Source organism: Paenibacillus agricola (assembly GCF_011440305.1).
In the GTDB taxonomy this organism is placed as follows: domain Bacteria; phylum Bacillota; class Bacilli; order Paenibacillales; family NBRC-103111; genus Paenibacillus_S; species Paenibacillus_S agricola.
This window is the reverse complement of the sequence record NZ_JAAOIW010000002.1, coordinates 31,363-43,187: the sequence shown is the minus strand read 5'-3', so window position 1 is coordinate 43,187 and position 11,825 is coordinate 31,363. Positions and strand designations below refer to the sequence as shown.

General features: G+C 46.4%; 8 protein-coding genes. 6 read left to right on the top strand and 2 right to left on the bottom strand.

The window, feature by feature from the left end; genetic code table 11:
• Positions 1 to 3 precede the first annotated feature (3 nt).
• The 4 genes from G9U52_RS04695 to G9U52_RS04680 all read left to right on the top strand — a co-directional run bounded on the left by G9U52_RS04695 (position 4) and on the right by G9U52_RS04680 (position 5,898).
• Complete coding sequence (locus G9U52_RS04695; protein ID WP_166146813.1) at positions 4 to 834, top strand: carbohydrate ABC transporter permease; 831 nt, start codon at positions 4 to 6, stop codon at positions 832 to 834.
• A 61-nt stretch (positions 835 to 895) separates the two neighbouring features.
• Positions 896 to 2,275: an ABC transporter substrate-binding protein gene (locus tag G9U52_RS04690; RefSeq protein ID WP_166146811.1), complete on the top strand. Its 1,380-nt coding sequence runs from the start codon at positions 896 to 898 to the stop codon at positions 2,273 to 2,275.
• A gap of 184 nt (positions 2,276 to 2,459) precedes the next feature.
• Positions 2,460 to 4,241, top strand: coding sequence for a cache domain-containing sensor histidine kinase (locus G9U52_RS04685; protein WP_166146809.1), 1,782 nt, complete (start codon positions 2,460 to 2,462; stop codon positions 4,239 to 4,241).
• Positions 4,242 to 4,317: 76 nt separating this feature from the next.
• Complete coding sequence (locus G9U52_RS04680) at positions 4,318 to 5,898, top strand: response regulator (protein WP_166146807.1); 1,581 nt, start codon at positions 4,318 to 4,320, stop codon at positions 5,896 to 5,898.
• Positions 5,899 to 6,098: 200 nt separating this feature from the next.
• Here the strand turns inward: G9U52_RS04680 and G9U52_RS04675 are convergent, their stop codons facing one another.
• Together G9U52_RS04675 and G9U52_RS04670 are read right to left on the bottom strand one after the other, a co-directional pair.
• Positions 6,099 to 6,818: a 3-ketoacyl-ACP reductase gene (locus G9U52_RS04675; protein ID WP_166146805.1), complete on the bottom strand. Its 720-nt coding sequence runs from the start codon at positions 6,816 to 6,818 to the stop codon at positions 6,099 to 6,101.
• Between the two features lie 113 nt (positions 6,819 to 6,931).
• Complete coding sequence (locus G9U52_RS04670; protein ID WP_166146803.1) at positions 6,932 to 8,905, bottom strand: alpha-amylase family protein; 1,974 nt, start codon at positions 8,903 to 8,905, stop codon at positions 6,932 to 6,934.
• Between the two features lie 205 nt (positions 8,906 to 9,110).
• On the opposite strand from G9U52_RS04670, the gene G9U52_RS04665 reads away from it, so the two are divergent.
• The gene (locus G9U52_RS04665) at positions 9,111 to 9,983 is read left to right on the top strand and encodes a helix-turn-helix transcriptional regulator (protein ID WP_166146801.1); all 873 of its coding nucleotides are present in this window, start codon (positions 9,111 to 9,113) and stop codon (positions 9,981 to 9,983) included.
• Positions 9,984 to 10,098: 115 nt separating this feature from the next.
• On the top strand, positions 10,099 to 10,812 hold the full coding sequence (locus G9U52_RS04660; protein WP_166146799.1) for a FadR/GntR family transcriptional regulator: 714 nt from the start codon (positions 10,099 to 10,101) through the stop codon (positions 10,810 to 10,812).
• The last annotated feature ends 1,013 nt before the right edge of the window (positions 10,813 to 11,825 follow it).

Below are 11,825 nucleotides of genomic sequence, written 5' to 3'. Positions count from 1 at the left end.
CCAATGCTACGAAGCTTGGATCGATTATTCGTATTAAGACTGCCGCTGCTACTGGCGACGGCGTTCACCTTGTTCCCCCTGTATTGGAATGTCGTCACCTCCCTGAAGTCGGAGGGCGAAATTACCCGCTTGCCAATCAGGTATTGGCCGGAGCTTGTCACCTTCGAAAATTATATTGTAGCATGGAACAATGTAGGCTTCTCGGTTTTTTTCAAAAATAGCGTGTTCGTCTCAGCGATGACCGTCATCATTGTGTTGATCTGCTCGGTCTTGGTTGGCTATGCGATTAGCCGATTTAAGTTCAAAGGCAAGAGTGCCTTTATGATCATGCTGTTATGTACACAATTTGTACCGGGCGCGATGCTGCTCATCCCGTTATTTATGATCTTCAAGCAGCTTGGGCTGACGAGTAATCTGTTTGCACTCATCATCACCTACAGCACGTTCCAGCTTCCTTTTAATGCACTGCTAATGAGTGGGTTTATCAGCAATATTCCTGAGGCGCTGGAGGAAGCGGCGATGGTCGATGGGTGCAGCCGGCTTAAAGCGATTTTTCTCGTCATCTTCCCCATTCTGCTGCCTGGTATCGTCGCAACCACCGTATTCACCTTTATTAATGCTTGGAACGAGTTTCTATTTGCTCTAATGTTCATAAGTAAACCCGCTCTGTTCACGCTGCCTGTCGGCTTGCGTTATATGCAGGGAGAATTCGATATCCATTACGGTGCACTTGCTGCCGGAAGCTTGATTTCTTTGTTGCCTGCCGTCATTTTGTTTGCTTTTGTTCAAAAATATCTGGTTCAGGGTATGGGCTCTGGTGCGGTCAAAGGTTAAGCTTGAACTAATTTCCCTCGGGGATTAGCATATATGTAGGAGATGGAAAGGAAGATGGAACATGGTAAAAAAAATGGTTTCGATGCTTACGATGGGAGCGCTCGGTTTCTCTGTTTTGATGGCAGGCTGCGGGAGTGGTGACAGCGCAGGCGGTGCAGCAACTCCCAGTCCAGCCAGCAGCAAACCTGCAGATACAACCAAACCTGCGGATCCAGCCAAACCCGCAGAGAACGTGAAGATCACTTTCTGGGATGAGAATGCTGGACCCGACCGTACTCCGTATTTACAAGAAATTATTAAGCGCTTCCAAACTAAAAATCCGAACATCACCGTCGAATACGTCGGGATTCCCAGCACCTCAGCCAAGCAAAAGTACGACGTTGCTATCGCTTCTAACGACACGCCGGATATTGCGGGGATCAATGCGATCTGGATCTCTGATTTTGCCGCCAAGGGCGTGCTGCTGGCGCTTGATCCTTACTTCGATAAATGGAGCGACAAGGATAAAATCACCAAAAGCCTAATTGAATACAACCGCACCTTGGTGCCGGACAAGAAGCTCTACCAAATTCCGGGCACCATGTATATGGACGTATTCTGGTACCGGTCAGATTGGATCAAAGAGGCGGGCCTGAATCCGCCGACAACGTGGGATGATTATTTCAAGGATGTTGAGAAACTGACAGATGCCAGCAAGAACCGTTTTGGTTACACAATGCGCGGCGGTGGGGGCAGTATTAATCAACTTACAACCGTGATGTATGCTTATTCGGGTGTTGAGCGCTACTTTGATGCCAAAGGCAAAGCGACCGTCAATGATCCAAAAAATCTCGAATTTTTGAAAAAATATGTAGCCATGTACAAGAAATACACACCGACCAGCGACATCACCAATGCTTATAAGGAAATGGTCGCCACCTTCGATACTGGAACAGCCGCTATCGTCCAGCATAATTTTGGTTCCTACAACAACCATGTGCAATCGATTGGCGAAGGGAAATTCGCAGCAACGATCCTGCCCAAATCGAGTACTGGTAAAACAATCGTAGCCCCAAGTGCCAATGGCTACGGTATCTTCAAAAACAGCAAGCATCCACAGGAAACGTGGGAATTTTTCAAATTCATTCTCTCTAGCGAATCGCAGGCGTACTGGAATGAAAAAATCGGGCAGATGCCAATTAACGCCGACGCGCTGCAAAGCGATTATGTAAAGAAATCACAGCACATCCAAGACGGAGCCAAAGTAATGGCAGACAAAGATACTGTCGTGCTTGATGTTCCGATTTACTTGCCGGATTACAGCAGCATATTGGCGCAAACCTTGGAGCCTAATTTCCAGAAGGTTATGTCCGGATCGATGACATCCGAAGCTTTCCTTGATGGCTGGGCCAGCGCGATGGAGAAGGCTAAGGCTGAGTACGATAAGAGTATCAAGAAATAACATGAAATACTGATTTAATGTATCCCTTCATGGAATAGTGGCAAACTGTCCTTCTAGTCAGCGCTGTAACTCCCGTTTATTCGGGCAGGTATCAGCGCTGTATAGGGGGATTTGGTTGTTATTTCCATAAAAACCTCTGTTCGCCTTCGCCTTGTGCTATCATAAAACCATGGGGGGATTAGACTTGTCGTTCATTCGCAACCGTTCACTGAAATCATCGATCTTGCTATTATTTATTCCGATTATGATGCTATTGGTTTTTATTACTGGTTTATTCTCCTATTTGCTCGCAACCGATCAATTACAACAAAATGCGTTTACAAGCATTTCCGATACGGTGTCGCAAACCCAGAGTTTTTTGAATGATAAATTAACCGATGTAGTAACCAGCCTGACTATTCTTGACAGTGATTCCGATTTGTCCGACATTACGGCCCGCACGGAAAGCTCTGAGTACCAATTACAATCGGACGATTATTTATTATTGAATAAAGCACTGAACCGCGCATTCCCCGATAGGGCGTTAATTGATTCGACGCTGCTCTATTACAACTATAATCGCCCTGCTTTTTATAGAAAAAATGACCTGACCGCGCAAGTCAACATTTCACTTGAGCCTTACAAGCTTAGACAGGCAACTGACCCAACCTCCGTGATCCATTGGCTTACCCTGCATACCGACCCCATCGCGCTGTCGCTAAATAAAAACTACAACGGAAAGGTCGTTAGTTTATATAAGCTGCTAGGCAAGGACGTAGACCACAGTAAAGGGATTATTTTGTTTAATATTAAAGACTCGTTTTTCCAAACGATTTTAACCACACCAACCATCAGTACAAATGGCTATCTCTGTCTTGTGAGCGAGGACGGCTTAATCACCTATAAGAAAATTGCCGAGAAGTATGATATTAAGGATGCTGAGCTACAGCTCCGAATCCTGCAAACGAAGCAAGCGTCCGGGCAAATGACGATCAAAAATGAATATGGCAAAGAAATGCTGGTCGTCTACGATACCCTTAGAATCAACAAATGGAAAATTGCCGCGGTCATTCCCAAGGAAGAGCTGCTGAACAAGGTCAGCTACATCAAGTACGTGAGCATGGCGGTTATGTCCGTTTTATTCGTGGTCGTGATCCTGCTATCTAACGTTCTGGCCAATTTTATTACGAAGCCGATCATCCAGCTAACCCGCAAAATCAATACCATTGAAGAGGGCAATCTCGATATTGAATTCAAGGAATACCCGAACAATGAAATTGGAGTATTGAACCGGGGGATGCGCGATATGATCCAACGCATTCAACATTTGCTTGTACAGGTTGAGGAAGAACAAGAAAAGAAGCGGTCGGCGGAGCTCGCGGCGCTGCAATTTCAGATCAGGCCGCATTTTCTGTACAACACCCTGTATTCCATTAAGCATCTTGTAGAAATGAACGAGAAGAAGGAAGCCAGCCAAATGGTATCCGCACTCGCCGATTTCTTCCGCATTTCGATCAGTAAAGGCAGTGAAATTATTCCTGTATCCCAGGAGATTGAGCATATCAACCATTATTTTACGATTCAGCAAATGCGCTATGGCGACAGCTTTACTTATAGCATTGACATTGATCCGGAGCTATTGGACTTCAAAATGGTCAAACTGACCCTGCAGCCGCTAGTCGAGAATGCGATCTATCATGGTATGAAGCAAATCCGTACGAAAGGGCATATCCACATTATCGGAACGATCCGCGGTGAGGATGGTGTGATCCGTGTGGAGGATAATGGAGCTGGAATGTCGGCTGAGCAGCTAGCACACATTAACCGTGCCCTGCTGGAGGTCACGATGGGTGAAGAAGCAGTTGGCTTTGGTGTGTGCAATGTACACAAGCGGCTGCAGCTGAATTACGGCATGTCGTATGGCCTCAGCTATGAAAGTGGTCTCGGAACAGGGACTGTAGCTATTGTAACCTTTAGAAAACAGTAGTTTTCCGTTGGAAAGCTCAGATGATGCTTACGAATTAAGTTTTCCTACAAAAGACGCTCAGGAGGAGATCCCTGTCATGTATAAAGTAGCCATCATCGATGACGAAGTCATTATTATTCGCGGGTTAAGCAAAAACATCGATTGGCATGGAAACGGTTTCGAGCTTGTTGGCTCCGCATCCGATGGGGAGGAAGGCTTGAAGCTAATAGCTGAGCAGCGCCCCCAGCTCATTATTACAGATATCCGCATGCCCTTTGTCGATGGCTTCGAGTTGACAGAGCAGGTCGTTAAGGCGTACCCGGAGACGAAGATTGTTATGCTGACGAGCTATGATGATTTTGAATTTGCCAAGCGGGCATTGCAGCTCAAGGTATTCGATTATTTATTGAAGCCTGTGGACAGTGATAAATTGCTCGAGACTGCCAAGCGGGCGATGAAGGAGCTTGAATATGAGTCTGTCATGAGGCAAAAGGTCGTCGAGGGTATGCCGCTTCTTAAGCAACGATTTCTTGAGAAGCTGGTTGACGGTAAGCTTTCTCTTCTTGAAATCAGCTCGGGCAGTGACTTCCTAGGCATCAATCTTGCCGCTTCACACTATGCGGTTATTCTATTGAAGGCCGATGATTACAGCTACCCCGAATACCAGAATCGTTTCGGCAAAGAGGTGCTCAAATACTGTGTGCTGAACGTAGCAGAAGAAACGCTTGCCAGCCTGGGCAATGGGCTTGTGTTTAATTCCTTTGAGGATGAGGTTGTACTTATCCTATGTGCGGAAAGCGGGCAGATGGAGGCTGAGCAGCAGGCTTACGAGATTGCCGAGAAGATTCGGGGCAATGTAGAGAAATATTTGAAAACCACAGTGACCGCAGGCATCGGATTTGCGTATGGGCCGGCTTCGGAAATCGCGTTTTCTTATCAAGGTGCACGCTCTGCATTGGAATTTAGGCATATTTTGGGAACGAATCGTGTCCTGACCGTGGCTGATACCGGCGATGCTCCTCACAAGGAAGCAGTTGAATTGAACGATCTGGAAAAAGAATTGGCACTCAAGGTTAAGCTTGGCTTGGAGCGAGAAGCGCTTGTGATTTTGAGCAGCATGGAGCAGTCCATTATAGAGAGCCAATCCGTTTCCTTGTCCCGCATGCGATTGATTGGTGTGGAGGTTACCGTCTGGTTGTATAAGGAATTGGAGGGGCAGGCGAAGCAATTGGATGATTTCTATGCCGTCTATACGAAGCAACAGCAGATGCAAACGGTCTATGAAATTTTCGCATCCATTCGCCAGCTTGTCATTCAGCTTATTGCGATTGTTAACGATCAACGTGACCATCAAGTGAAAAGGTTTATCCATCGGGCTGTTGCCTATATGGAGCTTCACTACGATCAAGAGGGGCTTTCCTTACAAGATGTTTCGAACATCGTGCATATCAGCCCTACGTATTTAAGCATTATTTTCAAAAAAGAAAAAAATATTAATTTCAGCGATTTTCTCTACCAGCTTCGCATGAACAAAGCAATGGAGCTACTGCGGATGTCCGATCTAAAGTCGTATGAGGTAGCTGAAAAGGTTGGCTATCGCAATCCGCAATATTTTAGTGTTTGTTTCAAAAAATTCACTGGTATCTCGCCTTCAGAATTTAAGCAGGTGAAAAGCTGAAAGGCTCTTTTAACCTATGTAAGAATGAATCACAGGATCAAATGTGGATCAATAATGAAACCAATAAAAATCCCCTCCTGGTGTAAGTCCTTGGAGGGGATGTTGGCGTGAAAGAAAGCTTACAATCATGATAATGTGCCTAGACATATGCATGAGCAAAGGTATGTGCATACCTTTCTACAATTTCATTGTAATTGCGTTTATTGCGGGTTTGTTGTCCAAATTCCAGCGGTTTTCATGAAAACACGCTGTGGCAATTTCAGAGCAGCTAGGATGAGCTCGGCTACATCCTCCGCTTGCATCATACGATCCTCGTCACCGATGGGGAGGCCGGCATTAACAGCCAACGGCGTATTCACGGTTGAGGGTGTGAGCGCAGTAACGCGAATGTTCGATTTGCGAACCTCCTGCATAAGCGCTTCGGTCATGCCAAGCACAGCGAATTTCGAAGCGCAATAAGCAGAGCCAGTCGCAAAGCCGCGTTCACCTGCAGTAGAAGCGATATTAATGATACTTCCGCTCTTTTGCGCCAGCATCGTTGGCAGGGAGGAACGAGTTACATAATACGTACCCATCAGATTGGTTTGGATAATCTGTTCCCACTGCTCCGGCTCCATATCGATTAGGGTGCCAAACGTCGCTGTTCCGGCATTATTGATGAGGATATCAAGGGAGCCGAGTTCCGCTATTAACGTTGCCACTGCCCGCTCTGCTTCTGCTCTGGTCGAAATATCCGCCGTAGTAATGCTTACTTTGATGCTATATGTGCTTGTCAATTCTTGTTGTAGCGCTTCAAGCTCGGCATGGTTTCGCGCCAGCAATCCGAGATTGACGCCCTCTTTGGCCAAGGCAAAGGCGGTAGCCCTGCCAATTCCTTTTCCCGCACCCGTAATGATCGCAGTCTGATTAAGCAAGGTCATCTTGATCTCTCCTTAATAGCTATGTTGTATCCATTCTAGCTTTATATTCCAGTTCTATACTACACAGCCTAAAGGGGAGAGTCAAACCGTCACCTTATCACCTTATCCAACCATCACACCTCAAGCACAACCATTTGATGACATATAAGCTTAGGCAAGGTGTAGCTGACCGAACCTGCTTCGCCTATCTCGAACGGTAATGGCTCCATCTGGGGAGCCAAGTAAACGTTTTTCACAGTTTTACCTAGCGCAAGCGTTACTTGGGTATCATAAATGGGCAAAATATCCTCGATCACTTCAACACCATTGCCCCGTTTAACAGGAGAGGCATATAGCAAATGGTTAATATACCGCTGCTCCCCCGGCTGCTCCATCAGCGTCACAATGCCTTGGGCAGGAAGATTGGTGCGCAGGGTTTTGCCGGGCAGCAGAAGCTCTAAGGCAGCCAATACACATTCCTTCAAAGCCAAGCTGCCTTTAGTCGCATAATCGGCAAAAACATTCCAGGCCAAATAGATGCCATTAGCGCTTTGAACCATACCGGGCCCGCCATACTGTCCAGCACTTGGTGTATGCTGGTGTGAGCAAAATGTAAAGACATCACGGTTAAAATAAGGATTTTCGCGCTTGCCAAGCTCCGTTCCGCTTGTCAAACTGACGCGTTGTCCATCTCCATAGAAAATAAATGAGGCGCTGGGCAGGTTGGCAAGCTCGAAGCTGGGGCGGAAATAGTCGGGCTTAAAAGGGTTCGGCTCCTCCCAAGCTACGCCAAGCTCAATGGCAAAAGCATCGCCCGCTTCATTCAACCCAGAGCGGCCCGTAGCCAGCACCTTGCCGCCTTGGGCCAAATAAGCATCCAGCTTCGCTTGTAGCGTGGCACCGACCGAAATTTCATCGGGCAGGATCAATACACGATAGGGAGTATAATCGCTCTCCAGATCTACTACATCAAATAAAATTTTGCCCTCGAGCAGCATGCGTATCGCGCCTGCATCGCTTGAGCCCGCGCGTTCCTCCCGCTTCTCTTCCTTTAAGGAAGCGATAGCTTCAACAGACAGCAAGGCCACATCAGCTATGTTGGTAACATTCGTGCACCATGCTTGCTTACGCTCGACTTCACTATAAGCAAGCCCAATCAACTCATAGGTGGCTGGATCCATCAAGCCTTCAGGATGTAGCTGGTCGCCAATCGAGCAGCGGGCGCCATTGGCGATGCTGAGCGCGGTTTCATAGCGGAGCGCATTAGGATGCTTATAGCCGCCGAATTCGCCCCAGGTGGTATGGAATTTGCCGGTCATCCCCAAATAATCCATACCAAGCCCCTGTGCGTAACGCGCCGAGAGCGGGAAGTGGTCGTAGCCCCAGCCGCCGGTAGGCAGCGATTCCAGCTCCAGATGGGAGTTCATCGTTGATAAATCCCGACGCCCACGGCGAATATGGCCTCCATTGTGGAACACAGGTAAGCCTGGGCGGATGCCATCAATCGCTTCACGAATGCGCCGTGTGTAGTTGGCATATGTTTTTTCGCCCAAGGCAATAACGGCTGTGAGATCACGCGGATCACTTCCCTCTGAGCGGAGAGCGCTTACACAATTGTGGCAGTAGCATTTGCGGACACCCACAATATCGAGAAAGATGCCATCCCCATTATAATTGCGGACCACCTCTTCCACCTGTCGCACCAGAATATCGAGGTAAGGCGAGTTAAAGCAGAATTGGTGGTAGCCTGGCTTCATAAAGCCATCCAGCCAGTTCGTATTGTCGTTAATATCGCGGATCAGCCATTCGGGATGGCGGCGTGCTAGCTTTTCATCGAGTCCGGCTGATAAATAAACAGGTGTTTTGACATCAATCTCATGGGCAGCCTCAATCATGGCACCGAGCAAATCGAAATCCAGACCGGGGTGCATTTCATTTTCGACAGTAGGATGGTAGGCCCAGCCGTGATGGCATTTGGAGAAAATGGTTATGGAATCCACATGCCCTTTTTGGAGCATAGCCTGAAATTGCTGCTTGGAAAACTGCTTGCCGATATGAGGAATCATTTCTGAGGTGTGAAAGTCTAAATGAACCTGGCGAAAACGCATGAATAGCACACTCCTTAATTCAAATGGTAGAATCGCTGAGCAAGAGAACAGCCCATGAAAACTATACCGTTATTCGGTAAAAGGAAATAGTTATCCAAACGACTATTTATAGCACAGTTTCGACTAAAAATAATTGTTTCCCGGCTCTGTATGCGTTAAACTTAGAAACAAAGGCAATACATACTGAGACAGGGGAGAGCATGCAATGGAAATTTTGCAACTCCGCATACCTCCGCTTCCGCAATTTTTAACAGCAGGCTATTCGGTCTGGAAGCCGGGCATGCAGCATTATGAGCGCAATTTCGAAGTCTATGATATGTTAATTGTAGGCACGGGGACACTTTATATAACAGAGGATGGTATTCCCTATGAGGTCAAAGGCGGGGAAATGCTGCTGCTGGAGCCGGGCCACACCCACTGCGGCTATTCACCCTGCACAGAGCCAACCGCGGTTTATTGGGTGCATTTTAACCATGGCCGGCCTGTAGCACGAATGCAGGAGAAGGATATTCCTTGGTCCTCTATGGTACGTAAAGGATCAGACAGTGACCTGCATCCATCGGAGCAGGCTTTATATTTACCCAAGTATGGGGCGATTGACCTGAATCCGCTTATCTCTACTTTAGAAGATATACTGAAGCTGCGAGATAGCTTAACCTTGGAGCATGCCGTAGACCTGCAGGTAGCCATGGGGCGTTTGCTAAGCCAATTGCAGGCAAGCTTGCGGGCAAGCCGCCGCTCAACGCGCTCCTATGCGATAGCAGAGCAGGTCAAGCTGTATTTGCGAGAGCATCTGAGCCATCCTTTCCATGCTCAGAATCTGGCAAGCCAGCTTCATTTTGATTTCGATTATGCGGCGCGCTGCCTCAAGAAGCATACGGGCATGAGCCCGTTGCAATATTTTCATCTGCTGCGGATGGAGGAGGCGAAGCGGTTGCTAGTGCATAGTACAATACCTGTGCAGGAAATAGCGGCACAAGTCGGTATTACTGATTACAATTATTTTATTCGGCTATTTCGTAAAACCGTTGGTATAACGCCAGGGTCATTTCGGGAATCGTCCCAGAGCTATGTTTAATAAATTCCAGCGTCGTAATAGCACAATTCTCAAAAATAGCATAATCCTCGAAATGGGCAGGCAAGCTCATATAATTAGGCAAGAACTATATAATAGAAGAAGAGGGGCGTCATGCTTGGAAATTCAAAAGGTTTCTTCACGAAAAATATATGAAGTCATTGCGGACCAGATCAAGGAGCAAATCGTCAGCGGACAGCTACAGCCGGGAGAAAAGCTGCCTTCAGCCAAAGAGCTTTCCGAAAGGTTTCAGGTAGGCAGGTCCACGTTAAGAGAGGCGTTAAGCGCTTTAAAGGCAATGGGCTTGGTTGAAATCCATCAAGGCGAAGGCAGCTATGTGCGAAGCATTGAATCGCAGGATGTGGACTTGCCGGTGTTCGACGCGCTGCTAATGAACCGCGAGACCGTTATCGAGCTCATTGAAGCGCGGCAGGCGCTGGAAATTTCCAATGCAGCCTTAGCCGCTGAGAAGCGCAATGAAGAGGATCTTGCCAAGTTCTCGGAGATTTTGCGAAATATGGAGCAATTTTTGGGTGATGAGTTGGAAGGCGAGCGTTCGGACATCCTTTTCCATTTGACATTGGCCCAGGCAGCACATAATTCAATCATGGCTCGGATGATCGATTCGATTTCCACACAGATGCAAACAGCGATTCGCGAGACGAGGCGCTTACAGATGTATGCCAATAAAACGGTATCCAAGCAGCTGTGGGAGGAGCATAAAGCAATTTACGAGGCAATCCGCGACAAGGACGTTCATGCCGCCCAAGAAGCGATGCGTAAGCATTTGTTCCATGTCGAAAAGGTACTGCTGAAATTTTTAAAAAAATAACCGCCTGATTCTCATAATTAAAACTGTTTAGGCATATAGTTAGTAAACGGGAGTAATAGTATGGAATATGAAGTATAAGCATAGCTAATCCCAATGTATGGGCTATCAAGACGATTTACAGAATTATCTGAATATTTACAATATTACAATAATAGCTTAATATGAAATTAACAAAAGAACAGCAACACACTAACAACAAAAGAATAGAAGCACACTAAACTACAACAAACACAAGCTACTCTTCAAACCTTCATTCGTTTACAAGTTTCGGTCTAGGGCATATCAAAACCCTAGTACTGGAAGTCAATTATATGTAAAATGAAAAAAATGCAAGGAAAGGGGATAGTCCAATGACGTAGGTTAGCGAAGCATGCTCAATGATCCGAAGCATTCGGGGCATGTGGGAATCCAACCCTAGCTTAACACTTGTCGTTAGAGTTTAACCTTGAAGGAGTTGAACTTTAGTCCCAAAGTCAAGATGCGAAGTCGAAGTTTAACCTTGAAAAAGTTGAACTTATATGTAAAATGTACAATCGAAAACCATTGAAATTATGCACCATCTCAGTAATGCGAAAAGGATCTAAGGCAGAGAGGGGATAGTCCAATGACGTAGGTTAGCGAAGCATGCTCAATGATCCGAAGCATTCGGGGCATGTGGGAATCCAACCCTAGCGTAACACTTGTCGTCAAAGTTTAACCTTAAAGAAGTTGAACTTAAGCCATAAATTCGATCTGAGGCAGAGAGGGGATAGTCCAATGACGTAGGTTAGCGAAGCATGCTTAATTAAAGGAACAATCGAAGCATGTGGGAACTCAACCTCTAACAAAAGTACTTAACGGTCAAGTGACCAACAATTTGAAACCATGTAATGATTAAAAATTGATGATTAAAAAATTTGAAACCTTAACAATTATGTATGATCGGATGATATCAATTCTGAAGATGTTCTAATGATGTAAGGTAATGAATGGAGCTCAAGAATAAAGTGAAAAGTAATTCTCAATAAAGACCA

Coding starts and splice junctions, on each gene's coding strand:
- G9U52_RS04690 (WP_166146811.1), top strand. CDS start 896: ATGGTAAAAAAAATGGTTTCGATGCTTACGATGGGAGCGCTCGGTTTC.
- G9U52_RS04665 (WP_166146801.1), top strand. CDS start 9,111: ATGGAAATTTTGCAACTCCGCATACCTCCGCTTCCGCAATTTTTAACA.
- G9U52_RS04695 (WP_166146813.1), top strand. CDS start 4: ATGCTACGAAGCTTGGATCGATTATTCGTATTAAGACTGCCGCTGCTA.
- G9U52_RS04675 (WP_166146805.1), bottom strand. CDS start 6,818: ATGACCTTGCTTAATCAGACTGCGATCATTACGGGTGCGGGAAAAGGA.
- G9U52_RS04680 (WP_166146807.1), top strand. CDS start 4,318: ATGTATAAAGTAGCCATCATCGATGACGAAGTCATTATTATTCGCGGG.
- G9U52_RS04670 (WP_166146803.1), bottom strand. CDS start 8,905: ATGCGTTTTCGCCAGGTTCATTTAGACTTTCACACCTCAGAAATGATT.